General features: G+C 53.5%; 20 protein-coding genes and 3 pseudogenes. 5 read left to right on the top strand and 18 right to left on the bottom strand.

Annotated elements, in window-relative coordinates; translation table 11 throughout:
* Positions 1–14: 14 nt before the first annotated feature.
* The 4 genes from RG807_RS02400 (at position 15) to RG807_RS02385 (ending at position 4,608) form a co-directional block, all read left to right on the top strand.
* A complete protein-coding gene (locus tag RG807_RS02400; protein ID WP_309043425.1) occupies positions 15–1,100 on the top strand; it encodes a microcin C ABC transporter permease YejB in 1,086 nt (361 codons plus the stop codon).
* Between the two features lies 1 nt (position 1,101).
* Positions 1,102–2,127 (top strand): ABC transporter permease, encoded by a 1,026-nt coding sequence (locus RG807_RS02395; protein ID WP_309043424.1) that lies wholly within the window; start codon positions 1,102–1,104, stop codon positions 2,125–2,127.
* A gap of 12 nt (positions 2,128–2,139) precedes the next feature.
* A complete protein-coding gene (locus RG807_RS02390) occupies positions 2,140–3,756 on the top strand; it encodes an ABC transporter ATP-binding protein (RefSeq protein WP_309043423.1) in 1,617 nt (538 codons plus the stop codon).
* Positions 3,757–3,822: 66 nt separating this feature from the next.
* Entirely contained in the window at positions 3,823–4,608 is a 786-nt protein-coding gene (locus RG807_RS02385) for an enoyl-ACP reductase FabI (protein ID WP_309043422.1), read from the top strand.
* A 69-nt stretch (positions 4,609–4,677) separates the two neighbouring features.
* On the opposite strand, the gene RG807_RS02380 is transcribed toward RG807_RS02385, so the two are convergent.
* Both RG807_RS02380 and RG807_RS02375 read right to left on the bottom strand, forming a co-directional pair.
* A complete protein-coding gene (locus RG807_RS02380) occupies positions 4,678–5,091 on the bottom strand; it encodes a PilZ domain-containing protein (protein ID WP_309043421.1) in 414 nt (137 codons plus the stop codon).
* Between the two features lie 31 nt (positions 5,092–5,122).
* The gene (locus tag RG807_RS02375; RefSeq protein WP_309043420.1) at positions 5,123–6,946 is read right to left on the bottom strand and encodes a DUF1631 family protein; all 1,824 of its coding nucleotides are present in this window, start codon (positions 6,944–6,946) and stop codon (positions 5,123–5,125) included.
* A 174-nt stretch (positions 6,947–7,120) separates the two neighbouring features.
* Here RG807_RS02375 and RG807_RS02370 point away from each other — a divergent pair, with 174 nt between their 5' ends.
* Complete coding sequence (locus RG807_RS02370; protein ID WP_309043419.1) at positions 7,121–8,197, top strand: 3-deoxy-7-phosphoheptulonate synthase; 1,077 nt, start codon at positions 7,121–7,123, stop codon at positions 8,195–8,197.
* Between the two features lie 69 nt (positions 8,198–8,266).
* Here the strand turns inward: RG807_RS02370 and cobA are convergent.
* The 16 genes and pseudogenes from cobA to truA form a co-directional block, all read right to left on the bottom strand.
* Positions 8,267–9,142: pseudogene (gene cobA, locus RG807_RS02365) on the bottom strand (uroporphyrinogen-III C-methyltransferase); the annotation flags it as partial.
* Positions 9,121–10,395 carry a serine--tRNA ligase gene (serS, locus tag RG807_RS02360; protein ID WP_309043418.1) on the bottom strand — a complete coding sequence of 425 codons (1,275 nt, stop codon included), beginning with the start codon at positions 10,393–10,395 and terminating at the stop codon, positions 9,121–9,123. The gene serS and the pseudogene cobA, both read right to left, overlap by 22 nt.
* A gap of 100 nt (positions 10,396–10,495) precedes the next feature.
* Positions 10,496–11,833 (bottom strand): replication-associated recombination protein A, encoded by a 1,338-nt coding sequence (locus RG807_RS02355; protein WP_309043417.1) that lies wholly within the window; start codon positions 11,831–11,833, stop codon positions 10,496–10,498.
* 1 nt (position 11,834) lies between these two features.
* Positions 11,835–12,494: an outer membrane lipoprotein periplasmic chaperone LolA gene (gene lolA, locus RG807_RS02350; protein WP_309043416.1), complete on the bottom strand. Its 660-nt coding sequence runs from the start codon at positions 12,492–12,494 to the stop codon at positions 11,835–11,837.
* 12 nt (positions 12,495–12,506) lie between these two features.
* A pseudogene (locus RG807_RS17780) lies at positions 12,507–14,009 on the bottom strand (DNA translocase FtsK); the annotation flags it as partial.
* A 467-nt stretch (positions 14,010–14,476) separates the two neighbouring features.
* A pseudogene (locus RG807_RS17775) lies at positions 14,477–15,095 on the bottom strand (DNA translocase FtsK 4TM domain-containing protein); the annotation flags it as partial.
* 13 nt (positions 15,096–15,108) lie between these two features.
* On the bottom strand, positions 15,109–16,344 hold the full coding sequence (locus RG807_RS02340; protein ID WP_309043414.1) for an O-succinylhomoserine sulfhydrylase: 1,236 nt from the start codon (positions 16,342–16,344) through the stop codon (positions 15,109–15,111).
* A gap of 26 nt (positions 16,345–16,370) precedes the next feature.
* Positions 16,371–17,897, bottom strand: coding sequence for an amidophosphoribosyltransferase (gene purF / locus RG807_RS02335; RefSeq protein ID WP_309043413.1), 1,527 nt, complete (start codon positions 17,895–17,897; stop codon positions 16,371–16,373).
* 34 nt (positions 17,898–17,931) lie between these two features.
* Positions 17,932–18,468 (bottom strand): CvpA family protein, encoded by a 537-nt coding sequence (locus RG807_RS02330; RefSeq protein ID WP_309043412.1) that lies wholly within the window; start codon positions 18,466–18,468, stop codon positions 17,932–17,934.
* A 91-nt stretch (positions 18,469–18,559) separates the two neighbouring features.
* Positions 18,560–19,231, bottom strand: coding sequence for an SPOR domain-containing protein (locus RG807_RS02325; protein ID WP_309043487.1), 672 nt, complete (start codon positions 19,229–19,231; stop codon positions 18,560–18,562).
* A gap of 90 nt (positions 19,232–19,321) precedes the next feature.
* Positions 19,322–20,644 (bottom strand): bifunctional tetrahydrofolate synthase/dihydrofolate synthase, encoded by a 1,323-nt coding sequence (gene folC / locus RG807_RS02320; RefSeq protein WP_309043411.1) that lies wholly within the window; start codon positions 20,642–20,644, stop codon positions 19,322–19,324.
* Complete coding sequence (gene accD, locus RG807_RS02315) at positions 20,628–21,554, bottom strand: acetyl-CoA carboxylase, carboxyltransferase subunit beta (protein WP_309043410.1); 927 nt, start codon at positions 21,552–21,554, stop codon at positions 20,628–20,630. The genes folC and accD overlap by 17 nt, the downstream gene beginning before the upstream one ends.
* A gap of 52 nt (positions 21,555–21,606) precedes the next feature.
* Entirely contained in the window at positions 21,607–22,419 is an 813-nt protein-coding gene (gene trpA / locus RG807_RS02310; RefSeq protein ID WP_309043409.1) for a tryptophan synthase subunit alpha, read from the bottom strand.
* A 31-nt stretch (positions 22,420–22,450) separates the two neighbouring features.
* On the bottom strand, positions 22,451–23,647 hold the full coding sequence (gene trpB / locus RG807_RS02305; protein ID WP_309043486.1) for a tryptophan synthase subunit beta: 1,197 nt from the start codon (positions 23,645–23,647) through the stop codon (positions 22,451–22,453).
* A 4-nt stretch (positions 23,648–23,651) separates the two neighbouring features.
* On the bottom strand, positions 23,652–24,281 hold the full coding sequence (locus RG807_RS02300) for a phosphoribosylanthranilate isomerase (protein WP_309043408.1): 630 nt from the start codon (positions 24,279–24,281) through the stop codon (positions 23,652–23,654).
* Positions 24,278–25,189: a tRNA pseudouridine(38-40) synthase TruA gene (gene truA / locus RG807_RS02295; RefSeq protein ID WP_309043407.1), complete on the bottom strand. Its 912-nt coding sequence runs from the start codon at positions 25,187–25,189 to the stop codon at positions 24,278–24,280. The genes RG807_RS02300 and truA overlap by 4 nt, the downstream gene beginning before the upstream one ends.
* Positions 25,190–25,201: the final 12 nt, after the last annotated feature.

Genomic DNA, 25,201 nt, shown 5'->3' with positions numbered 1-25,201 from the left:
GACGTAACCGCTAAATGGGCATTTATATACTTCGGCGCCTTGCGCTGATCATCCCTACCCTGATCGGCATTCTGCTGCTCAACTTCGTGATCATTCAGGCTGCGCCTGGTGGACCAGTTGAGCAATTGATTGCCGAAATGGAAGGTCATGGCGGCAGCGCCCTGGCCCGTGCGGGTGGTGGCGACACAGGTGGTGAGGTTTCCAGTGCTTCCGGTGACAGCAGGGGGTCCCGGGGCATTCCTGATGAAATGCTGAAAGAAATCGAAGTGATGTATGGCTTTGATAAACCCGCCCACGAGCGTTTCTTTAAAATGCTCAAAGACTACGCCACCTTCAACTTCGGTGATTCGTTTTTCCGGGAGCGGAGCGTAACCGAACTTATTGTCGACAAGATGCCCGTGTCCATATCGCTTGGGCTCTGGTCTACCCTGATCATCTACTTCATTTCCATACCTCTAGGTATTCGCAAAGCGGTGTCAGACGGTTCCCGGTTCGATGTATGGAGCAGTTCAGCCATTGTCATCGGTTACGCCATTCCGGGTTTCCTGTTCGCAATCCTGCTCATCGTCCTTTTTGCCGGTGGTAGCTACTTCGATTGGTTCCCTCTACGGGGATTAACGTCCTCCAACTTTGATCAGATGAATTGGTATCAGCAAGTTGGCGATTATTTCTGGCATCTCGCACTCCCGGTTACCGCCAACGTGATCGGCGGCTTCGCCACACTCACCCTGCTCACCAAGAACTCATTTCTTGATGAAATCGGTAAGCACTACGTCGTTACGGCCAGAGCCAAGGGTCTGGATGAAAAACAGGTTCTCTACGGCCACGTGTTCCGCAACGCCATGCTGATTGTAATTGCCAGCCTGCCCGGTGTTCTTGTTTCACTGTTCTTTACTGGCTCTCTTTTGATTGAGGTAATCTTCTCCCTCGATGGCCTTGGTTTGCTTGGATTTGAAGCGGCGCTCAACCGGGATTATCCGGTTATTTTCGGCACTCTCTTTATCTTTACTTTGATGGGCCTGGCCCTGAAGCTGATCAGCGACATTACCTATGTGCTTGTAGACCCTCGCATCGACTTTGAAAGTCGGGAGGGTGCGTAACGTGAAGGCGTTGACTCCCATTCAACAACGTCGTTTGCGTAACTTTCGCAATAACCGCCGAGGTTACTGGTCGTTGTGGGCGTTTCTGGCAATTTTTGGGCTGACTCTGGTGGCCGAACTAATTGCAAACGACAAACCTCTGGTCATTTCGTATCAGGACACACTTTACTTTCCGGTAATAGAGAACGTACCCGAGGAGACATTTGGTGGATTCTTGCCAACAGATGCCGATTACCGGGACCCTTTTATAGCTGAGGAGATTTTGGCTAATGGCTGGATGCTCTGGCCGCCAATCCGGTTCAGCTACGACACCATAAATTATGACCTTAAGGTGCCCTCACCTGCACCGCCAAGCTCCGTAAACTGGCTGGGGACTGACGACCAGGGGCGGGATGTTGCCGCACGAGTCATTTACGGCTTCCGCCTTTCGGTTTTGTTCGGCCTGACGCTCACCTTTGCCAGTTGTATTGTTGGTGTGATGGTTGGTGCCATCCAGGGCTTTTACGGCGGCAAGATCGACTTGATTGGTCAGCGTTTTATCGAAATTTGGTCGGGGCTGCCGGTTCTGTACCTGTTGATTATTCTCTCGGGCATTGTGCAACCAAACTTCTGGTGGCTGCTCGGTATTATGCTGATGTTCAGTTGGATGGGTTTGGTTGATGTAGTTCGCGCCGAGTTTCTTCGGGCACGTAACTTTGAATACGTCAAAGCCGCAAGGGCGCTGGGGCTGGACAATCGGAAAATCATGTTCCGCCACATTTTACCCAATGCCATGGTGGCAACCCTGACCTTCCTGCCATTTATCCTCACTGGCGCCATTACTGGCCTGACCTCACTGGATTTTCTGGGCTTTGGTTTGCCGTCCGGTTCGCCTTCCCTAGGGGAACTGATCGCCCAAGGCAAGGCGAACCTGCATGCGCCCTGGCTAGGTATTTCAGCCTTCGCTTCCTTATCACTGATGCTGACTCTACTGGTTTTTGTAGGGGAAGCCGTGCGGGATGCATTTGATCCCCGCAAGAACGGTTAAGAGCGCGCTGATATGAGTGAACTGTTAGAAATCACTAATCTCTCGGTCTCCTTCAACAAGGGGCCAATGGCCGTGGATTCCATATCCCTCAGCCTGAATAAAGGAGAAACTCTGGCACTGGTTGGTGAGAGCGGTTCAGGTAAATCCGTTACTGCACTGTCGGTTTTGCGACTTCTGGACGAACGTTACGCAAGCTATCCCACAGGCGAAATTCGGTATCGGGGTGAAAACCTTCTGCAGGCCTCTGATAAACGCTTACGCCAGGTTCGTGGGCGCGAAATCAGCATGATTTTTCAGGAGCCCATGACCTCTCTGAACCCGCTTCACAACATCGAGAAGCAAATCAGCGAAACCCTGGAGCTGCACAAGGGCATGCGAGGGTCCCAAGCGAGAAAACGCTGTCTGGAACTGTTAACGCTGGTTGGTATCGAAACCCCCGAGAGCCGCCTTGGCGCCTATCCGCACCAGCTCTCGGGTGGCCAGAAGCAGCGTGTGATGATTGCCATGGCACTGGCCAACGAACCGGACCTGCTGATCGCGGATGAACCGACTACCGCGCTGGACGTAACCGTTCAAAAACAAGTGCTGGAGCTGTTGCAGGATCTGCAGAAGAAGCTCGGAATGGCCATTTTGCTGATTACTCACGACCTCACCATTGTGCGCCGTTATGCCAGCCGCGTTGCGGTCATGGAGCATGGCAAGCTGGTCGAGCAAGCTGAAACGGCTACATTGTTTGCTTCTCCCAGCCACCCTTACACTCGCAAACTTCTTAGCGCCGAGCCACCAGAAGCTCCTCAGGCGGCCCCAAAGAGTGACCAGCCACTATTGAGTGTGAGTAGCCTGGATGTCCGCTTCCCCACCCGCAAGGGGCTGTTCGGCAAGGTTAGAGAGCATTTCCATGCAGTCAAACACGTCAGCTTCAGCCTCGATCGTGGCCAGACTCTAGGGATTGTGGGGGAAAGCGGAAGTGGTAAAACCACCATTGGCCATGCCATTCTGAAGCTAACGGGAAGCACTGGCAGCATAAAGTTAGACGGTCAGGAACTGTCGGAACTGAATCAAAACGCCTTCCGGCCTTGGCGCCGGCGTGTTCAGATCGTCTTTCAGGATCCTTTTGGCAGCCTGAGCCCGCGGATGTCTATTGCCGAAATCGTTCGGGAAGGACTTGAGATACACGATGCTGATAACCGAGATACCCACGACAGCAAGGTGATTACGGCGCTTAAGGATGTAGGGCTAGACCCTGAAGCAAGGCACCGCTACCCCCATGAGTTCTCTGGTGGCCAGCGCCAGCGCATTGCCATTGCCCGTGCGCTGGTTTTGCAGCCAGACCTTATTATTCTGGATGAACCCACATCGGCGCTGGATCGCACGGTACAAAAACAGGTCATCGAACTGCTTCGGGATATTCAGGCACGCTATGGTCTAAGCTATATTTTTATCAGTCACGATCTTGCGGTTGTCCGGGCGCTTAGCCATCAGTTGTTGGTTCTTAGGCAAGGTGCGATTGTAGAAATTGGAGAGGCCGACGACGTTTTCCGGGCTCCCGCAGAAGAATACACGCACGAGTTGCTGCACGCGGCTTTTTTCTACCAGATGAAAAATGCCAATATCACTACGACTATTTGAGCGTTACTCCTGCCGCCTTACTTCGGGGATAATGCTCTAAAATCAGGAACACAGGGAGAAAGATCCATGGGTATACTCAGTGGTAAAAGAGCGCTGATTGTTGGCGTAGCCAGCAAACTGTCCATTGCTTACGGTATTGCAGACGCCTTTGCCCGCGAAGGTGCGGAACTGGCTTTCACCTACCAGAACGACAAGTTGCAGCCGCGAGTAGAGAAATTTGCCGAAGGCTGGGGCAGCAAGCTTATATTCCCTTGCGACGTAGCCAGTGATGAAGAAATTGAAAATGTGTTCAAGGAACTGAACAAGCACTGGGACAACATTGACATTATTGTTCATGCCGTTGGCTTTGCGCCTGGGCACGAGCTTGATGGCAACTATGTTGATGTGACCACACGTGAAGGCTTCAAGATCGCCCACGACATCAGCTCTTATAGCTTCGTTGCCTTGGCAAAGGGCGCGCGCCCTATGATGCACGAAGGCAGCTCCCTCCTGACTCTCACCTATTTGGGTGCGGAGAAGGTTCTTCAGAACTATAACGTGATGGGGCTTGCCAAAGCTTCTCTGGAAGCAAACGTCCGCTACATGGCCGCCAGCCTCGGTCGCGATGGTATTCGAGTGAACGGTATTTCTGCAGGGCCGATCAGAACCCTGGCTGCCTCTGGCATCAAGAGTTTCCGTAAGATGCTGGCGGAAAACGCCCGTCGCGCCCCGCTTCGTCGCAACGTAACCATTGATGAAGTGGGTAATGCAGCCGCATTCCTGACGTCAGATATGGCCAGCGGTATTACCGGTGAAATCATGTATGTAGACGGTGGATTCAATATCACCGGCATGGGTGAGCTGGAAGAGTAATTCGTTGCGTATCATGGGGAAAGCCAGCCTTGCGCTGGCTTTCCTTCAGCTTAAGCAAAATGGTCTGAACTAGGGCGTTTCCATTGCGCTAGCCACAGCCTCTATCCATTCCACATACGCAGTCTGAGCAGATTCAACAATTTGCACCCCTACCAGATAGCCAGCCCTTTCCGGGCGACACCAGACAACCTCCACAGTCAGTACAAACGGTTCCTCATGGTTCCCCAGTGAAACTGACACTGGATACAAGGCCCCAGCCGACAGACACTCCTCGGAAAGCAGACAAAGCCCACTGGCAGAAATATCACGTATGTCACATGCCATTTCTCGCCCTGTGGAACCAGGTATGCCTTCCGATGCAGGGTACTCTGCTTCCAACTCAAGAGTAATTTGTGCACGGGCCGTTAGGCGGTACTGCATACGGTTATCCTGCCCGCCAGCAGGATCTTCCAGTGTTCCAAAAGTGTAGTCAGTGTCTTTCATTATTTTTCCTGGCTTCTTGTTTTTGGACCAATCAGTTACGCCCGACACGAATACGGCCAACCACCCTGCTTAGCGTGTCATCAAACTCTGCAGCACCACCCAGAATACGAATCCGTTCCTCGACAATTCCCAGCACCAGCTCATCTTCTAAAAATTCACAGCGATTAAGCCCAAGCCGGTCGACGAAAATCAGCTTTCTCGAGGCATTGGTGCGGACAGCAAGTTTGAGCCGGGCGTCTTCAGTTTCGGGCTCCTCTGCAATCACTACAATCCAGCCACCAAGACTTATCTCATCGACCTGTTTTTGCGCAATCAGGGTCTTTTCCCTGTAGAGCCTTTCCTGCTCCGCCTGCTCATCTGCCAGCCGCTGTTCTTCAGCTTCCTGTCGCTGACGCTCCTGCGTTGCCAGGCGCTTAGTTTCCTGCTCCTTGCGCGCTAGTTCAGCCGCCTCCTTTTCTTTGCGCAGCGCTTCTGCACGGGCTTTCGCCGCCGCAGCAGCAGCCTCACGCTGAACCCGTTGCTTCTGATATGCCGCCGAAAGTAGTAGCACGGTTTCTTGAAGCACATCACCAAACGGTGTCGCTGCAGGGAGAGGACGAATGCTGCCGCTCTCCTTGGCTTCACAGAAGGCATCCCAGGGCTGAACACCAAGCTTTACACCCGTACCGTTAGTCCAGAGTATTTCAGCTGTATCTTCCAGCAAAACACAGAAAAAACGACGCTGTTCAGATGCACCTTCACCTTCAACGAACCACATTCCCTCAAACGGCTGAAACTGTTTATTCTGTAAAGTTTCAAAGCTGAGCCAGGATGGGTTCCATGTGAAATTGCGACTTTCGGGCAGTGCATTGGTCAATTCGGGGGTCTCACCACGCAATCTAGACATCATTACCGTTCCGATGCCGGCAAGCGCGTTAGGTGTAAGAGGGCGATCAAACACGCGGTTCCATACATCCACCAGTCGGTCTCCAATCTGCTCACCAACATGGTACAAACGATCTCTGTCTTTGTCTGACAGGGAGGGGTCACCTACCCATACCAGCCACTCCAACAACTTGCTGCCGTGGCGACACGCTTCACCGTTGACGCCTGAATCCCACACAGCTTGTTTAAGAAGGCCTTGCCAATGATCGAAAATAAAATCGAGTACTGGCTGCGGTAACTTCCGCCCCTGCAGAGCGCGTCCGATCAGCGCTCTTGAAGTCTGCTCTGCACGTCGCTGGCGCGCAGCGCCCTGCTCGGTTTCCTGCAAACGTTGGCGTAGCTTTCCGGTTTGGGCATCACGCTTGGCTGTATCCTCCTGCCACTGAGCACAAAATGCATCCACAGCGTTGGTTGAGCCAGAACTGAAACATGCAGAAACCGCAACAACCAACGTGTCTAACTGATCGAGAAGTGCTTTTGATGAGCGACCACCAGAATCACTCCATCCACGCCATTCCTGCAAGCTGTCAAGCCACTCCAGCAACATGTTACTAAAAGCCTGGTGACCATCAATATTCATCCGCCATGCAAGATAGAAGCGCAACCGGGCGATGCGCCGGGAAATCTCGGTATGCAACCCACTTGTTTTGAGGAATACATCCATGATGCGATCGGCCACGTAAGCGGCATTGATCTGACGCACCGACCAATCAAGGTGCACAGAACGAATAACGTGGGTTACTCGCTCATCCCGTTGCTCTGTCCAGCATGAGAACAGCAGCGACTTCCAATCGCTGGCGGTTTCTGGCGACAACTTACCCGCGGGGTAAGGAAGGTTGGGAACACGGATACCGGCAAGCACATCATCAATTTTTTCGGCAACCGCCTTCCGCGAAGCCACCTGGTGGGACTTCGGCCTATTTTGTGACATCCATTCCCCATGCTCAAGAAGCGTTGAAAAGGCCCAGTAAATAAAGCAGTATAACGAACTCGCCGGGGTTCACCACAACTGCGCCCGGCGTTATTCGCGTTAATCTGCAGTCCTGCTGGCTTATTTCACAGTACAGCCAGGCTACAATGAAAAGAATCGGGGAAACCGCAAAAAATGTCCGGCAATAAACTTGAAAATTTGAACGTGGCGAGCCAGGAAACACTGATTACCCCTGAAAAGCTCAAACAGGATATGCCGCTCACTGGTAAGGCTGCGCAAACCGTTACGAATGGCCGCCAGGCGATTTATGACATTATTGACGGTAAAGACCATCGTTTGTTCCTGGTGGTGGGCCCCTGCTCTATTCACGACGTGGACGCGGCCCGTGATTACGCCACCCGGCTCAAAAAACTTGCAGATGAAGTCAGCGACACCCTGCTGATCGTTATGCGTGTGTATTTTGAAAAGCCACGCACAACCGTAGGCTGGAAAGGTTTGATCAACGACCCGCACCTGAACGACACCTTTGATATCGAACGGGGTCTGCAACTTGGTCGTCGCCTCTTACTCGACATTAACGAGCTGGGGTTACCTGTTGCCACCGAAGCGCTTGATCCGATTTCGCCCCAATACCTCCAGGACTCTATTGCCTGGTCCGCCATTGGCGCCCGCACCACGGAATCCCAAACTCACCGTGAGATGAGCAGCGGTCTTTCCATGGCCATCGGCTTTAAAAATGGCACAGATGGCAGCCTTGATGTTGCCGTAAACGCCATGAAGTCTGTTTCCTACTCCCATAACTTCCTGGGCATCGATCAGCAAGGCCAGGTGGCGATCATTCGCACCAAAGGTAACCGGTATGGGCATGTGGTTTTGCGTGGCGGAGGCGGAAAGCCTAATTACGATTCAGTCAGTGTGACCCTGTGCGAGCAAGCACTCGACAAGGCCGGCCTGCGCAAATCCATCATGGTTGATTGCAGCCACGCTAACTCCAGCAAAGACCCGGCCATTCAGCCGCTGGTTATGCAGGACGTCAGCCACCAGATCCTTGAAGGCAACACTTCTATTCAAAGCCTGATGATTGAAAGCAACATCAACTGGGGTAACCAGTCTATTCCTGAGAATCTCGCAGACCTTAAATACGGTGTATCTGTTACCGATGCCTGTATCGACTGGGAAACCACCGAGAAAGCCATTCGCGACATGCGCAATAAACTGAAAGACGTGTTGCCGAAGAGAAAAACAACCTGAGTTTTTAATCAGGGTATAAAAAAACGGGGAGCCAGCGGCTCCCCTTTTTTGTTTGCCCGATTCTGAAAGTCAGGCTGTCAGGCTTGGCAAGCCGCCTACCCAATCCAGCCGATCCCTTAAAGCAACGACATGGCCGACGATAACGAGAGTGGGTGCCTGCACGCCTTCATCGTTTACCCGCTGCACAATGGTTTCCAGATTGCCGGTAACGACCAGTTGATCACGGGTCGTTCCTTTGGAAATCAGAGCAACCGGCATGTCCGGTGCCATTCCATGCTTTATCAGCTGCTCACAGATAATCGGGAGGCCAACCAGGCCCATGTAAAACACCAGCGTCTGGTTGTTTTGTACAAAATCTTTCCAGGGTAAATCGCAGGTATTATTTTTAAGATGGCCCGTCACAAAGCGCACGGATTGTGCGTAATCACGATGGGTCAGCGGTATGCCGGCATAGGCCGCGCACCCGGACGCTGCCGTAATTCCCGGCACAACTTGAAACCGAATGCCAGCCCCGGCCAGCGTCTCGATTTCCTCACCACCACGGCCAAAGATAAACGGGTCTCCACCTTTTAGCCTGACGACCCGAAAGCCCTGTTTAGCTAAATCTACTAATCTTTGGTTGATCTGATCCTGGGGTAGCGTGTGGTTAGCACGCTGTTTGCCAACATGGATCTTTTCTGCCGAATCCGGAATCAACGCAAGAATCTCCGGCGACACCAATCGGTCGTATAGCACCACCTCTGCAGCAGTAATAAGACGCCATGCTTTCAGCGTGAGCAACTCTGGATCCCCGGGGCCCGCGCCCACCAGAGCAACCTCACCCGCCGAACTGTTGGGGTTAGAGGTAACCGGATTCGTTCTGTAGCGGACCGGTGCAGGCGTTGCACCCACACCTGATCCAACCTGTTGCCCGTGTTTGTCACTCATTGAATACGCTCGGCGCCACCCATGTATGGCTTGAGGGCCGTGGGAACAAGAATACTTCCGTCCGCTTGCTGGTAATTCTCCATAACGGCAATAAGGGCTCGGCCAACTGCCAGACCGGAACCGTTCAGTGTATGCACTGGCTCCGGCTTTCCGGTTTCCGGGTTGCGCCAGCGGGCACCCATTCGGCGGGCCTGGAAGTCGCGGGTGTTGGAGCATGAAGAAATTTCACGGTACTTGCCTTGCCCCGGCAGCCAGACTTCAATGTCATAGGTTTTTGCAGCTGAAAATCCCATGTCGCCGCCGCACAAAGCGACCAGCCTGTACGGCAATTCAAGTAACTGAAGTACTTTTTCGGCATGACCGGTAAGTGCTTCCAGTGCCGCATCGGATTCTTCGGGACGAACCACCTGAACCAACTCAACCTTATCGAATTGGTGCTGGCGAATCATGCCACGGGTGTCACGGCCGTAAGAGCCCGCTTCGCTCCGGAAGCAAGGTGTATGACAAACCATTTTCAGAGGTAACTCGGCGGCGTCAAGAATCGTGTCTGATACCAGGTTTGTTACCGGTACTTCCGCGGTCGGTATCAGATAGAGCGATGGCTCGCCCTGCATCTTGAACAGATCGTCTTCAAACTTCGGTAGCTGGCCTGTGCCGTAAAGCGCGTCGGCGTTCACCAGATAAGGTACATAGGTTTCAGAATAGCCGTGCTCATCTGTGTGCAGGTTCAGCATGAACTGCGCAAGAGCTCGGTGCAGTCGAGCGACTTGCCCCCGCATAACCGCAAACCGGGAGTGTGCAAGCCGGGTGGCGGTTTCAAAGTCCAGGCCACCGAGTTCACCCCCCAGTGCAACGTGATCCTTAGGCTCGAAATCAAACGCCTTGGGCGTACCCCAGGTACGAACTTCAACGTTGTCTTCTTCGCTGTCGCCAGGGGTTACTTCTGCATCCGGAAGATTCGGAATGCCGGCCAGGAAGTCATTGATCTCATGCTGTAGGGCATTCAGCTCTTTTTCCGCCTCCGATTTACGAGACTTCAGGCTCTCTACTTCGTCCAGCAGAGGCTGTATATCCTCACCTGCTGCTTTCGCCTTACCGATGGACTTCGACTTTTTATTCTGCTCGCTCTGCAAGTTTTCTGTACTTACCTGAAGGGCGCGGCGACGCTCTTCCAGAGTTTCGAAAGCGGCGATGTCAAATACGAAGTTCTTGATGGCCAGCCGGCGGGCGATCTCTTCAGTCTGGTTACGGACGAGTTTGGGATCGAGCATGGGTATCCTGAATTTTTCGGTTTGCGATGTATGTAGAATAACTCGCCATTATACCCGTGCCGGCGCCGGTGGCTACCGCTGCAGAAACCTTGTTCGGGGTTCAGGTATGGCGTTTTCTTGGGCTTTGTTGATTGAGAGCATCCAGCCGCTGGCGCTTTTCGGAAAGTTTGATTTCCAGACCCCGGTTGACGGGCTCATAGTACCTGCGTTGGTGAATGGCCTCCGGCAGGTAAGACTCACCAGCCGCAAAGGCGTCCGGCTCATGGTGCGCGTAGCGATAGGTGTCGCCATGGCCCAGGCTTTTCATGAGTTTGGTGGGGGCGTTGCGCAGATGCACCGGAACCTCATAATCCGGATCGCTCCGTATGTCAGCCATGCACTGATTGTACGCTTTATAAACTGCATCGCTTTTCGGCGACAGCGCGAGATAAGTTACAGCCTGTGCCAGGGCAAGCTCTCCTTCAGGACTGCCCAAGCGCTCCTGAACATCCCAGGCATCCATACTCAACTGCAGTGCGCGAGGGTCGGCATTACCTATATCTTCACTCGCAATCCGCACCAGGCGGCGAGCAACGTACAGTGGATCACAACCCCCATCGAGCATCCGGCACAGCCAATAAAGTGAGCCATCGGGGTCTGAGCCCCTTACAGACTTGTGCAGAGCTGATATCTGGTCGAAGAATACGTCTCCGCCCTTATCAAAACGCCGCAAACTGGTTTGCATCACCTGTTCGAGGTGTTCGGCATTAACCCGATTTTTCCCATCACTGCCAGGCTCAGCCAGATCCGCCGAAATCTCCAGAATGTTCAGCGCTCTGCGCGCATCCCCGCCGGATGCAGTGGCCATTACCTTCAACACATCATCCGATACCGCAAGCTGGCCACCAAACCCCTCTTCTGAAGCGAGGGCCCTGCCTAATAGTTTCAGAATGTCGGTTTCGTCCAGGTTTTTGAGGACATATACACGGGTGCGGGACAGCAACGCACTATTCAGTTCAAATGAAGGATTCTCGGTGGTGGCACCGACAAAAATAAACGTGCCGTCTTCGATGTGCGGCAGAAAGGCATCTTGCTGGCTTTTGTTAAAGCGGTGGACTTCATCCACAAACAAAAGCGTATCCTGACCTTGTGATTGTTTGCGGTTACGGGCACGTTCAACAATGGCGCGAATATCCTTAACACCACTGAGAACCGCCGACACCGTTTCAAAGCTCAGATCGCCAACGCTTGCCAGCAATTGTGCGAAAGTGGTTTTCCCAACTCCGGGAGGCCCCCATAGGATCATGGAGTGAAGTTGCGCCTGCTCTACCGCCCTGCGTAGTGGTTTCCCAGGCCCCACAAGATGCGCCTGCCCAACATAGTCGTCGAGGCTTTCAGGGCGCATGCGGGCCGCGAGAGGCCGGAAGCCGACCTGCTCTGTGAACAGGCTATTCTGCATATCAGCCTTCGTCCCGGATTACGTCTACGCCCTCCGGGTACTCAAGCTTGAACACGCTTTTTTCCACGGATTCATTCAGCCGAATGTGATCAAAACTCAGCACGCTGAGCTGCGCCAGAGAATCTTGCATGCGCATCTCCTGCAGTTCATTCTTGAAGAAGGTCAGGCGCAGCGATACAAACAGCGAATCCTCATTTTTAGGCTCCAGCGTGAATTCACGGGTGTCGTCGCTGACCTGGCGGCCAGAAACCCGGTAGGTTTCCTCCAGGTTATCAACCTCGCCACTCAGCAGCAGCGCCGGTGTGTTTTGCACCCGGTCATCCAGATTGTGCACAGTTACCTGTTCAAGGTCCGGGTCGTACACCTCTACACTGCTTCCATCACTCACAATAAACTGGGACAAAGGTGCGCGGGTTTCCCAGTAAAACAGCCCTGGCCGTTTGGCTTTCAGGGAACCGCGGGTTTCCTGAACGTTGTTCCCGTTCTCACTGACCACGATCTGGATAAAGTCTGCCTGATAGGTTTCGTAGCTTTTCAGCAAGGAGGCCAGCTCCGTTGCTGAGCTCTTTTTACCATCCGCCATCAGTGAATTGCTGAATGTGAATGCTACCACCAGTGTCGCAACCAATGCCGGCAGGCGTTTCAGGAAAAGCTGTTGCATAAAATACGACTCCTAATCTCTGGGTGGGGGCGGCGCCAAAACTTCACGGGCTCCGTTGTGGCCGGCTGAGCTGACCACTCCGGATGCTTCCATTGCTTCAACCAGATTGGCCGCCCGGTTATAACCTATCTTGAATTTACGCTGCACCGAGGAAATGGACACCCTACGCCCTTCGGTTACAAAAGCGACCGCCTCATCAAATAGCGCGTCGCCTTCATTGTCACCCCCTTCAGATAGAGTGGGCACGCCTGGCAGGTGTTCGCCTTCAGCGCCATTAAGTACGTCGTCGACATACACCGGCTCGCCTCTGGCCTTCCAGGCACTTACTACCCGGTGAACCTCATCGTCATCCACGAAGGCCCCATGAACTCGCACAGGAAGCCCGGATCCTGGTGGCAAATAAAGCATATCGCCGTGTCCGAGAAGCTGCTCTGCGCCGCCCTGATCAAGAACAGTACGCGAGTCGATCTTGGACGATACCTGGAACGAAATACGGGTTGGAATGTTTGCTTTGATAAGCCCGGTAATTACATCCACAGAGGGCCTCTGCGTCGCCAGGATCAAGTGGATACCGGCCGCTCTCGCCTTCTGGGCGATACGCGCGATCAGCTCTTCTACCTTCTTGCCAACAATCATCATCATGTCGGCAAACTCATCGATAACAACAACGATCAACGGCAAATGCTCAAGCTCCGGGCGTTGTTGCTCATCGTCCGCAAGGTACTCGTCAGGCTTCCAAAGCGGGTCCAGCAATGGCTCACCGGCGGCAGCGGCTTCTTTAACTTTAAGATTGTAGCCGGCAAGGTTTCGTACGCCTTGCGTGGACATTAACCGGTATCGACGCTCCATCTCTGCCACGCACCAACGCAGTGCATTTGCGGCCTCTTTCATGTCGGTAACAACGGGCGCCAGCAGGTGGGGAATACCATCGTAGATGCTGAGTTCCAACATCTTGGGGTCCACCATGATGAAGCGAACATCCTCAGGCCCTGCCTTCAGAAGCATACTGAGCAGCATGGCGTTCACGCCGACAGATTTACCAGAACCAGTGGTACCGGCAACCAGCAGGTGAGGCATTTTGGCGAGGTTGGCAACCATGGGATTGCCGCCAATATCGTTACCCAGAGCCATGGTAAGCGCCGAACTGGATTCTTTGAATACACGAGAACCGAGGACTTCGCTAAGCCGAACGATTTCCCGCTTTTCATTGGGAATCTCGATGCCGACTACTGATTTCCCGGGAATAACCTCTACAACCCTCACACTCAATACCGCAAGTGAGCGCGCCAGGTCTTTGGCAAGATTGGAAATTCTGCTAACTTTGACGCCTGCTGCCGGTTTGATCTCAAAGCGAGTGATCACCGGGCCGGGGTTAACTTCAACCACTTCTACAGACACACCAAAATCGCCCAACTTTTCCTCAAGCAATCGGGACATATGCTCCAGAGCTTCTTCGGAATAACCGCTTTCCTTATGCTCCTCGGGTGGGTCAAGCAGGGATATAGGCGGAATCGGGCTCTCTATATCCTCCAGCAGCGAAGGCTGAGTGTTTTTGCCATTGCTTGTCGGTGGTTGCTCATTCTTTTTGAACGGGGATATCTTCAGAGCGCGCCCACCGGCGGCTGGCGGTGTTTTTCCCTTGTTTGATTCCGATGACTGGCTGCGAGCTTTCGCCGGCGCATCGTCCCGGGAGCTGAAACTTTCCAGGCGTGCAGGTTCCGAATCTTCATTGGCAGAAAAACCGTCAATCGCAGGTTCCTGCCGTTCGCTGGGTCGGGCTTTTGGCTTGGGAGCCTTGGCTGGCCCAAACCCGGGAATACTATGCCACCATCGTTTGCCTGGTTTGTCCTGCATAGCATCATTGTCAGGTTGGCTAATCCGGGCCGTTGATTTTGGCTTTCTCTCGACAGCACTCAACTCAGGCTGGGCAGGTTTCTCCGGGGCCGTCTTCGTTTTGTCTGATTGCACAAGCTTTTTAAGGTACTGCCCGAAGCGAAGGGTAAGCCCGCCAAGCTGGTCCATAAGCCAGAACCATGACAAACCAACCGTCACTGTCAGGGCAAAAAGAAAGATCGCTATAAGCAAAAGCGTGGTTGCCGGCAGGTTAAAAAAGCGAATCATTGCGTCTGAAACAGCGGTGCCGAGCACTCCCCCTGACGAGGCACCAAGACCAAATACAGAGTAGAGTGAGAGAAGACTGGTCGCGGACAACAAGATCAACAGAAAGCCACCGAATCGCATCAGAAAGAGCGGCCAGTGCAGATCCAGAGAATCATTACGCCTACGGATCAGCATGATGGCGTAGCCTGCCACCATCATCGGGAACAGGTAGGCGACGTGACCGAAAAAGTCCATCAGCAGGCTTGCTAGCCAAGCACCAGAGCGGCCCGCCGCGTTCAACACGCTAGTGTCGTGCCCGATGCTCGCCCAACCAGGGTCTGCAGGATTAAAGGTCACAAGTGCCATGGCCAAATAGATGCAAAGGGCAATAAGCCCGATCACCGCACCTTCACGGGCACCCTGTGCAGCAAGGCGACGGAAGCGCAGCTGTTTCTCTGTCAGGTTCTGTGGTGATTGCTTCGCTTTTGCAGATTCGGCCATGAATACTCAAACGTTAAGTGTTGCTTGCGTTCTGAAGTTCCTGAAAGCCTCTGTACAAGTCTGTTTTCAGATCTTCGACTGCTTCTATACCCACCGAGACACGCAAAAGATTCTCGGTGATGCCGGCCCTGGACTTATCTTCCGGCGATAAGCGCCCGTGAGTCGTTGTGGCCGGATGGGTAATCGTGGTTTTAACATCGCCCAGATTAGCGGTAATGGAAATCATCCGGGTGGCATCGATAAACTTCCAGGCCTCTTCCCGACCGCCCTTCAGACAAAATGACAACACCCCACCAAATCCTTTCTGCTGCTTTTTTGCAAGCTCATGCTGTGGATGGCTCTGAAGCCCGGCGTAGTATACCCGCTCCACGGCTGGCTGCTCTTCCAGCCACACCGCCAACTCTAGCGCATTGTCGCAATGGGCTCGCATACGGATTGGTAAGGTTTCCAAGCCTTTGTGAAAGACCCAAGCATTGAATGGGCTCATTGTCGGGCCTGCGGATCTCAGGAAGCCATAGACTTCATCCATGAGCTTTGTCGGACCAACCACAACACCACCTACACAGCGCCCCTGGCCATCGAGATACTTGGTCGCGGAGTGGATGACGATATCTGCTCCGTGTTCCAGGGGCCGCTGCAGTACCGGCGTGCAGAAGCAGTTGTCCACCACGAACAGCGCGTTATTGTCATGGGCAAGCTTTGCCAATGCCGCCATATCCGCCACTTCGCAAAGCGGGTTGGACGGGGTTTCAACAAACAGCATGCGTGTGTTCGGGCGCATTGCTCCGGCCCATTCCTGAGCATCTGTAAGGCTCACAAACGACGTTTCAACACCAAATTTCGCCATGTATTTCTGGAACAGCACATTGGTGGTTCCGAATACACCACGGGAGCAAATGACGTGATCGCCCGTCTTCAACAGCGCCATGCAAGTGCTGAGAATAGCAGCCATACCAGATGAGGTTGCGACCGCCCGTTCTCCGCCCTCCATCGCAGCGATGCGTCCCTCAAAGGCCTGAACCGTCGGGTTAGTAAAGCGGGAGTAGATATTACCCGGCTCTTCACCACCAAACCGTGCCGCTGCCTGAGCGGCACTGGCGTAGACGAAACTCGACGTAGGGAAAATGGCGTCGCTGTGCTCTAGCTGAGCCGTGCGCAACTGCCCTGCCCTCACCGCCAGAGTATCCAGAGACATACCCTCAAGATCCGATTCGGGAATCTGGGCAGTTTCTTCGCGGTGAAAAGTCATGAGCGTCTCCTGGTCAGGCTCGGTAATCAGTCTTCGTCGTTGTGAAGGTCAATAACGCCATTGTCACCAGACATACCATCTCCGCCACCTGAACGCTGGATGTCATTACGCGTTTCATCAAGGCGATTCAGATAGGCCGCATCTATATCTCCGGTTACATAATCTCCGGTAAACACGGAACATTCCCAGCCATCAATGTTGTCATTTACATCACTGACGCAGGTCACAAGGTCTTCCAGGTCTTGATACAGCAGCCAGTCGGCACCAATCTGGTCGCGAATTTCGTCCACTGTTCGATCGTGAGCAATCAGTTCGCTGGCTGACGGCATGTCGATGCCGTACACGTTAGGATAGCGAACCGGGGGTGCGGCAGAGGCAAAGTACACCTTTCTGGCACCGGCATCCCTGGCCATCTGAACAATTTCCTTACAGGTGGTACCCCGAACAATGGAGTCATCCACCAACATGACGTTTTTACCTTTGAACTCAAGCTCAATGGGGTTCAGTTTCTGGCGCACAGACTTCTTGCGCATAGTCTGGCCAGGCATGATGAATGTGCGACCGATATAGCGATTTTTTATGAAGCCTTCACGAAACTTCAACCCCAACCTGTGGGCCATCTGCATAGCAGATGTGCGGCTGGTATCAGGAATTGGCATAACCACATCGATATCGTGGTCCGGGCGCTCACGCTGCACTTTGTCTGCGAGGGTTTCACCCATACGCAGTCGCGCTTTATAGACCGATACACCATCCATAATGGAGTCAGGGCGCGCAAAATAAACGTGCTCGAAAATGCAGGGGAACAACTTCGGTGCGGCGGCGCATTGCTGCGTGTAAAGTGTGCCATCAGTTTCGATGTAAACCGCTTCGCCAGGAGCGATGTCTCTCACAAGGGTGTAACCCGCAGCACTGAGAGCAACACTCTCGGACGCAATCATATATTCCTTACGGCCGTTCTCATCTGTGCGCTCACCATAACACGCCGGGCGTATGCCATTCGGGTCGCGAAATCCAACAATGCCGTAGCCTGTGATCATGGCAATAACGGCATAGGCTCCGCGGCAACGTTCGTGTACGGCCCGAACCGCAGAGAAAATTTCATCTTTGGTCGGATCAAACTTACCCAGCTTTTGCAGTTCATGTGCAAAAACGTTAAGCAGCACTTCTGAATCCGAGTTGGTGTTGATATGACGCAGGTCTGTGCGGAACAGGTCTTGGCTCAGTTCGTCGGCATTCGTCAGGTTGCCGTTATGAGCCAGAGTAATACCGTAAGGGCTGTTTACATAGAAAGGCTGGGATTCAGCCGAACTGGAACTGCCTGCGGTGGGGTACCGTACGTGGCCTATGCCAACGTTGCCCACAAGACGGTGCATATGACGGGTATGGAACACGTCCCGCACCAAGCCATTGTCTTTACGCAGAAAAAATCGATCATCCTGGAACGTTACAATACCCGCCGCATCCTGGCCTCGGTGCTGAAGTACAGTCAGCGCATCATAAAGCGACTGATTGACATGGGAACTACTGACAATGCCGACAATGCCACACATGGATAAGATGATCTCCGGGTGTTAATTCTGAATGTTATCGGGATGCGGACGTGGGTTCCACGGCCTTTTGAGATTCTGGTGCCAGAAAACGCGCAAACTCGTCACCGAATGTTCGCCGGGACCAGTCTTCAACCACCCCCAGCCGATCTATCATGACGGATGTCCTCCACCAGGTGTCCTGGGCCAGAGGGGTGTAACGAATGAATGCTATCGCAACAATCACAACAACAATGCCGCGCAGCAGTCCAAACCCCATGCCGAGAACACGATCAGTGGCTGACAGCCCCGTAGCACGAACCAGATGACCAATCATGTTATTGATAATAGCGCCAACAATGAGAGTGCCAAAAAAGAGAATGGCAAACGCGGCAATCAGGCGTACCAGCGGCGTTTCTACCGTGTTCTCGAGCAACGCCTGCATTTGGGGGTGGAAGGTTCGGGCAAGTACGAACGCGCCCACCCACGTCACGAGCGACAAAGCTTCTTTGACAAAGCCCCGCTTCAGACTGATGAGAGTGGAAACTGTAATGAGGGCAATGATGACCCAGTCGATCCAGATCAGCGCTTCCATGGAAGTCCCGGTGGAGAAAAGGAAGCGCGAATTCTATCAGGAAACGGCTGTGTGCCAAAACGCCTGATTGACATAAAGCAGACCAAAAGCGCTATTTGTCGCCCGAAGTGACCAGACTGTTCAACTTGAAGGCTTCATCAAGGTCGCGTTTGGCAGCTTCTGCTTTGGATTTTTCAGCGAAAGGACCACTAAAAACCCGCGTGAGCGTGCTATCACCACGAACGACTTCCTGAAGATGGGAACTGTATCCCGCCTTGCGAACGTTATCACGGAGGCGGCGCGCATTGTCACCATCACCAAAGCTACCCAACTGAACAACCCAGGCACCTTCTAACGAGCGGGTGAACTCTGCATTTTTCTGATCAGTATCAGCCTCTGGTGTCTTTGACTCTGATGCGGCAGGTTGGGAAGAAGACGCAACCGGCTTCGGCTGTGAAGGTTCCGCCTGTACAGGCTTTGCCACATCGGCGGCGGGGTTTGCAGGAGCATCTGGTACAGGCTGCGCTGCAGATCCATCGTCTTCAAGGATTCGGAAGCCTTTATTACCGGAACCTGAACTACCCGCAGTATCTTGCTGGTAAGCAGGTGGCGCTGCCAAATCTGACACCGGCGTTTCAACTTCCGGGAAAGGAGGCTCCTCAGGGATATTAATTGAGGTGGAGGTGCGCTCCGAATGAGGCTCATCGAAAACCATAGGGACAAAAATAACAGCCAGCGAAATAAGAACCAGCGCCCCAATGATTCTTTGCTTCAGTCCATCCACGTTTCTTGGCTCCTCGCTCATTTTTCCCAGAGTCATACTAACTGCCCGCCAGCCATAACTCCAAGCCCTGCGGCAAGCTATGGACAAAGTTTAAGGCTCACCCTCTAATGCTCGCACAAGTATCAAGCGCGCCTCTGCGACCGTAAAAAACGAACCAAAAACAATAATAATGTCATTCGGGCCAGCATCCACCCGGGCTTTTTCAATGGCTCTGGCTACGGAATCGTGTACACACACAGCGGGTAATTCGCAAGGGCCAAGCTTGGTTCGAAGGGCTTCAGAACTCAAGCCTCTGGGCACGCTCAGCCCGGCAAGGTGCCAGTGATCAACCGCCGGGGCCATGGTATGGGCGACGCCCACGACATCTTTATCGGCCAGCGCCGCATACACCGCATGCACTTTGCTGCTTGCACCTTTCAGGGCCTTTAGCTTTGCGGAAAGCCAGCGGGCGGCATGGGGATTGTGGCCCACATCAACGTATATATCAGGCTTGCGCCCAAGGCGCTCGAACCGTCCCGGCAAAGACACCTCAGCCAAGGCAGCCTCGATTGAAACTATCGGCATGTCCGGCTCAAGTGTCAGTATTGCCACCGCAGCAGCTGCCACACTCGGAACAGGCAAGGGTCCGGCCGGCAATCTTATGGCTTGATTCTGAACATGCAAAGTGAACCCGGGCTCACCTGTACTGCCGGTAAGCTCATCAATTGTGTAATTCTCACCTACTCTTGCCAGCATGACCTTCTGCGCAATTGCCTGCTGGATTACTGAACGCGGTGGGTCCGTATCGGCAAGCACCGCGGGTATGCCGGGCCGAAGAATACCGGCCTTCTCGAACCCGATAACCTCGCGGTTGTCCCCAAGAAACGCCACGTGGTCAATATCCACTGAGGTAATAATCGCAAGATCCGGATCAATCACATTGACGGCATCGAGACGACCACCCAGGCCTACCTCAAGAATCCAGTCCTCGACACCCGCATCATTCAGAACGACAAATGCGGCCAGGGTACCAAACTCAAAATATGTAAGAGTTACTGAACCGCGAGCTGCTTCCACCTTTTCAAATGCAGAGATCAGAGTCGCATCATCAACATCTTGACCATCAACGCGAATACGCTCGTTGTAATTTTGTAGATGCGGTGACGTATAGACACCGGTGCGACGGCCTCGGGCCCTCAACAGCGCCTCAAGGGTTGCCACTGTGCTGCCCTTGCCGTTGGTCCCGGCAACCGTAATTACGCGCGCTTTGGGCTTGTTACGGAAAATCCGGCGCAGAACCACAAGTACCCGGTCGAGCCCAAGATCAATTTCGGTGGGGTGGATCGATTCCAGCCAGAACAGCCAGTCATTAAGGGAAGCACCAGCCCCCGGTGCTTTCGGGGGCTGGGATTGCGATTTACTCGGCTGGAACATCAGCGTCTGGCTTTTCCGTTATCTCAAATTCAATGGGCTCGTCGGTTCCCGGACGGTCTTGGCCGGTGAACTTCGCCAACACGTGGGCAATACGCTCACGCATCTGATGACGGTGCAGGATCATGTCGATAGCTCCGTGTTCAAGCAAGAACTCGCTACGCTGAAAGCCTTCAGGAAGCTTTTCACGAACAGTTTGTTCAATCACTCGAGGACCAGCAAACCCAATGAGCGCGTTGGGCTCGGCAATATTGAGATCTCCCAACATCGCCAAACTCGCAGATACTCCACCGAAAACCGGATCGGTCATCACAGAGATATACGGAATGCCTTCCTGCTTCATGCGCTCGAGCACGGCTGCTGTTTTGGACATCTGCATCAGCGAAAGAATGGCCTCTTGCATCCGTGCGCCACCGCTGGCAGAAAAACAAACCAGAGGAATACGCTCGGCAAGCGCTACATTGGCAGCCTGAACGAACTTCTCGCCAACTACCTGACCCATGGAACCACCCATGAAGCCAAATTCAAAGGAGCAGGCCACCAGTGGAACACCCAGTGTTTTGCCTTTCATGGCAACAAGAGCATCTTTCTCACCTGTGGCCTTTTGAGCCTGCACGAGGCGATCTTTGTAGCGCTTGGTGTCCTTGAACTTCAAACGATCCCACGGCTCAAGGTTTGCTCCGATTTCTTCGCGGTCTTCCGGATCCAGAAAAATATCAAGACGGCGACGGGCGGCAACCCTCAGGTGATGATTACACTTAGGGCAAACATCCAGATTCTTCTCCAGCTCCGGCTTGTAGAGGAAGGCTCCACATTTGGGACATTTTTTCCAAAGCCCTTCAGGAACACCTGTTCTGCGATTGGATTCCGAGCGAATCTTGCCCGGCATTATCTTGTCCAGCCAGTTACTCATGGTTTCATCCTGTCCTTTGATTCCTGTCCGCCCTCACCTTCCAACTTTCAGGTCAGGAGGCCAGGCTGTCCAGTGCTTCACGCATAGGGTTGAGCAGATCTGTCAGTGCTCGTTTAAGCGCGTCGATATCTGTTTGATTTCTGGCTATTGTATCCACCAATACACTGCCAACAATTACACCATCGGATACCCTTCCCACGGCGGCAGCTGTCTCAGCATCACGAATACCAAAGCCAACACCAACCGGTAGCGCAGTCAGTTCATGGATATGGGCCACTTTAGCGGCAACTTCATCCACATTTATTTTGGCAGCTCCGGTCACGCCATTAAATGAAACATAGTACACATAGCCCGAAGAGTGGTCGGCAATTGCACGAATTCTTTCATCGGTCGTCGTCGGTGCTAGCAGGAAAATCGGGTCCAACCCGCGTTTTGCAAACATAGGTGCAACGTCATCGGCTTCTTCCGGGGGCAAGTCCACAGTCAGAACACCGTCTACGCCTGCCTCTACCGCCGCGTCTGCAAAGGCTTCATAACCCATAGCCTCAATCGGATTGAGGTAACCCATCAACACCACTGGAGTAGCATCATTGGTTTTTCTGAACTCGCTTACCATTGCCAGCACACGACGCAACGATGTGCCATGTTTGAGTGCGCGCTCGCAGGCCAGCTGAATCACCGGCCCATCGGCCATTGGGTCTGAAAACGGCACACCTAGCTCGATGATATCGACACCCGCGTCTACCATGGTATGCATCAGCCCCACAGTCTCGTCGGGGTGCGGATCACCGGCGGTAATAAAGGGAATAAGTGCCTTACGGCCTTGTCCTTTGAGGGTTTGGAGAACCCCTTCAATTCGGCTCATGCCTGCTCCTGTCGATTAATCAGACCAATATTTACAGTTCAATACCATCTAGCTGGGCAACGGTATGGATGTCTTTGTCGCCGCGGCCGGAGACGTTAATTACCACCATCTGGTCTTTGTCCATTGTGGCTGCAAGCTTGACTGCATAAGCCACGGCGTGAGCCGATTCCAGTGCCGGCATAATACCTTCAACGAGAGTCAACATGCGAAACGCTTCGAGCGCCTCTTCATCGGTTACCGACACATAATTGGCCCGCCCGATATCCTTCAACCAGCTGTGCTCTGGCCCTACTCCGGGGTAATCCAGCCCGGCACTGACGGAATGGGTGCTGGCTATTTGCCCGTCATCATCTTCCATCAAGTAGGTGCGGTTACCATGAAGCACTCCAGGGCGGCCAGCACACAAGGGAGCCGCGTGCTCACCGGTTTCAATGCCATGGCCGCCGGCTTCTACGCCATAAAGCTGTACAGATTCATCGGTCAGGAACGGGTAGAACATACCAATCGCGTTGGAACCCCCACCCACACAGGCCACCAGCGCATCCGGCAGCTTGCCTGTTTTTTCAAGAGATTGACGGCGGGTTTCACGCCCGATGACCGACTGGAAATCACGCACCAACAAAGGGTAAGGATGAGGCCCAGCTACGGTACCGATAATGTAGAAAGTATCTTCAACATTGGTAACCCAGTCACGCATGGCGTCGTTCATGGCGTCTTTAAGTGTACGGCTACCGCTCTGAACCGCGTGGACCTGTGCACCAAGAAGTTTCATGCGGTACACGTTAAGTGACTGACGCTGAACGTCGTCGGCACCCATGAATACATGACACTCCAGCCCCAAACGAGCGCAAACCGTAGCTGTAGCAACCCCGTGCTGCCCTGCTCCGGTTTCTGCGATGATCCGCTTTTTACCAAGGAAACTGGCGAGCAAGGCCTGACCAATCGTGTTATTTACTTTGTGGGCGCCGGTGTGATTCAGGTCTTCCCGCTTTAGCCAGATTTGTGCACCACCGGTTTCCCGGGTCAGTCTCTCAGCAAAGTACAAAGGGCTGGGACGACCAACATAGTCTGCAAGATCTTTATCAAACGTGGACTGGAACTCAGGATCGTTCTTGAGCCGCAAGTATTCCCGTTCAAGCGTCATCAAAGAATCCATCAGCGTCTCGGAAACAAATCGTCCGCCAAAGGCGCCGAAGTGTCCTCGCGCATCCGGTAGTGCCGTCAGCATTTCTTCAGTCAGTTTTACAGACACGGTGAACCTCTCTAATAAACTCAGTGATTTTTTCGATGTCTTTGATGCCTTTGCTCTTTTCAACACCACCGCTGACATCAACAGCCCAAGGCCTCACCTTCTCTACGGCGCCAGACACGTTATCAGATGACAAGCCACCGGCCAATATGAGAGGTAAAGCACGCTCGAGCGGAATCAGATCCCAATTAAATGAGTGGCCGGTGCCGCCATAGCGATCAGGGTCCCAGGCGTCGACCAGAAGCCCGGAGGCACGCCTGTAATCGTTAAAAGCCTGCTCGATTTGCCCGGCCCGCTGAACCCTAATTGCCTTGACCCAGCGTCGATCAAACTGCTCGCAAAACTCCGAGGTTTCATCCCCATGAAATTGCAACAAATCCAAAGGTACACGGCTCAGTACCTCTCTGACCTGCTCTTCTTGTGGGTTAACAAACAGTCCGACGACGGACACAAAGGCGGGAACATAACGGGCAAGCACCTCAGCCTGCTCAATCGTAACAGCACGAGGGCTCGGCTCGTAAAACACGAACCCAATTGCGTCCGCACCTTTGGAGACCGCTGCCAAAACATCCTCAGCACGGGTCAGACCGCAAATTTTCACTCGGGTATTCATGGTATTTGCACCGGCTTCTGCTTTGGGTGAATGTGCGTTGGTTGCACCGGATAGTTATCCGCTTTGCTAAACCAAGGCCGGACAAACCCCGGACCGCATTCCGCCTGCGGTATTTCAAAATTGTCAGGGTAGCCAACATCAACCAGATACAAGCCGTGAGGCGGTGCGGTTACTCCGGCCAAGGTGCGATCCTTCGCAAGCAGTATGTCATGAATCCAGGACAACGACTGCTTTCCGGTACCTACCGCCATAAGAGCCCCTGCGATATTCCGAACCATGTGGTGAAGAAACGCATTGGCCTGCACATCTATTACGACGAAGTTTGCTTTGCGGGTTACTTTTATCTGCTCAAGAAAGCGAATCGGGGTTCGTGATTGGCAACCTGCAGCACGGAATGAGGAGAAATCATGTTCCCCCACCAGCGCCTGAGCCGCTTCGTGCATTCGCTCCGCGTCCAGTTCCCGAAAGGTCCAGCTCACCTGCCCGCGTTGAATACCGGGGCGTACCGGGCTGTTGTATATAACGTAGCGATAACGCCTGTACACGGCGGAAAAGCGCGCATGAAAGTCCTCGCAGGCGTTTCCAGCCCAGTGCACAGCAATATCAAACGGTAATGCAGTATTAATGCCCATAACCCAGGAACGGAGGTTACGAACAGAAGGCGTCTCAAAATGCACGACCTGATAGCTTGCGTGCACCCCCGTATCAGTACGGCCGGCGCAGACAAGGTTTACGGGGTGGTTTGCCACCTTGGCAACGGCTTTGGTAAGTTCGGCTTCAACCGAGCGCACTCCGGATTTTTGCAACTGCCAGCCGTGAAAACTTCGGCCATCGTACTCGAAAGCCAAGGCAACCCGCCCGCCGCCAATCGCATTGTCCGCTGTGAGTTCCTGAGGGTAAAGAAACAAGTGTGAATCCGG

Source organism: Marinobacter sediminicola, assembly GCF_031157525.1.
Lineage (GTDB): Bacteria > Pseudomonadota > Gammaproteobacteria > Pseudomonadales > Oleiphilaceae > Marinobacter > Marinobacter sediminicola.
This window is presented reverse-complemented; position numbering and strand designations above follow the sequence as displayed.

Coding starts and splice junctions, on each gene's coding strand:
- trpA (WP_309043409.1), bottom strand. CDS start 22,419: ATGAGCCGAATTGAAGGGGTTCTCCAAACCCTCAAAGGACAAGGCCGT.
- RG807_RS02355 (WP_309043417.1), bottom strand. CDS start 11,833: ATGCAGAATAGCCTGTTCACAGAGCAGGTCGGCTTCCGGCCTCTCGCG.
- RG807_RS02400 (WP_309043425.1), top strand. CDS start 15: ATGGGCATTTATATACTTCGGCGCCTTGCGCTGATCATCCCTACCCTG.
- purF (WP_309043413.1), bottom strand. CDS start 17,897: ATGTGTGGCATTGTCGGCATTGTCAGTAGTTCCCATGTCAATCAGTCG.
- RG807_RS02370 (WP_309043419.1), top strand. CDS start 7,121: ATGTCCGGCAATAAACTTGAAAATTTGAACGTGGCGAGCCAGGAAACA.
- RG807_RS02390 (WP_309043423.1), top strand. CDS start 2,140: ATGAGTGAACTGTTAGAAATCACTAATCTCTCGGTCTCCTTCAACAAG.
- RG807_RS02330 (WP_309043412.1), bottom strand. CDS start 18,468: ATGGAAGCGCTGATCTGGATCGACTGGGTCATCATTGCCCTCATTACA.
- RG807_RS02380 (WP_309043421.1), bottom strand. CDS start 5,091: ATGAAAGACACTGACTACACTTTTGGAACACTGGAAGATCCTGCTGGC.
- lolA (WP_309043416.1), bottom strand. CDS start 12,494: ATGCAACAGCTTTTCCTGAAACGCCTGCCGGCATTGGTTGCGACACTG.
- RG807_RS02375 (WP_309043420.1), bottom strand. CDS start 6,946: ATGTCACAAAATAGGCCGAAGTCCCACCAGGTGGCTTCGCGGAAGGCG.
- trpB (WP_309043486.1), bottom strand. CDS start 23,647: ATGCTGACGGCACTACCGGATGCGCGAGGACACTTCGGCGCCTTTGGC.
- accD (WP_309043410.1), bottom strand. CDS start 21,554: ATGAGTAACTGGCTGGACAAGATAATGCCGGGCAAGATTCGCTCGGAA.
- RG807_RS02385 (WP_309043422.1), top strand. CDS start 3,823: ATGGGTATACTCAGTGGTAAAAGAGCGCTGATTGTTGGCGTAGCCAGC.
- folC (WP_309043411.1), bottom strand. CDS start 20,644: ATGTTCCAGCCGAGTAAATCGCAATCCCAGCCCCCGAAAGCACCGGGG.
- RG807_RS02300 (WP_309043408.1), bottom strand. CDS start 24,281: ATGAATACCCGAGTGAAAATTTGCGGTCTGACCCGTGCTGAGGATGTT.
- RG807_RS02340 (WP_309043414.1), bottom strand. CDS start 16,344: ATGACTTTTCACCGCGAAGAAACTGCCCAGATTCCCGAATCGGATCTT.
- serS (WP_309043418.1), bottom strand. CDS start 10,395: ATGCTCGATCCCAAACTCGTCCGTAACCAGACTGAAGAGATCGCCCGC.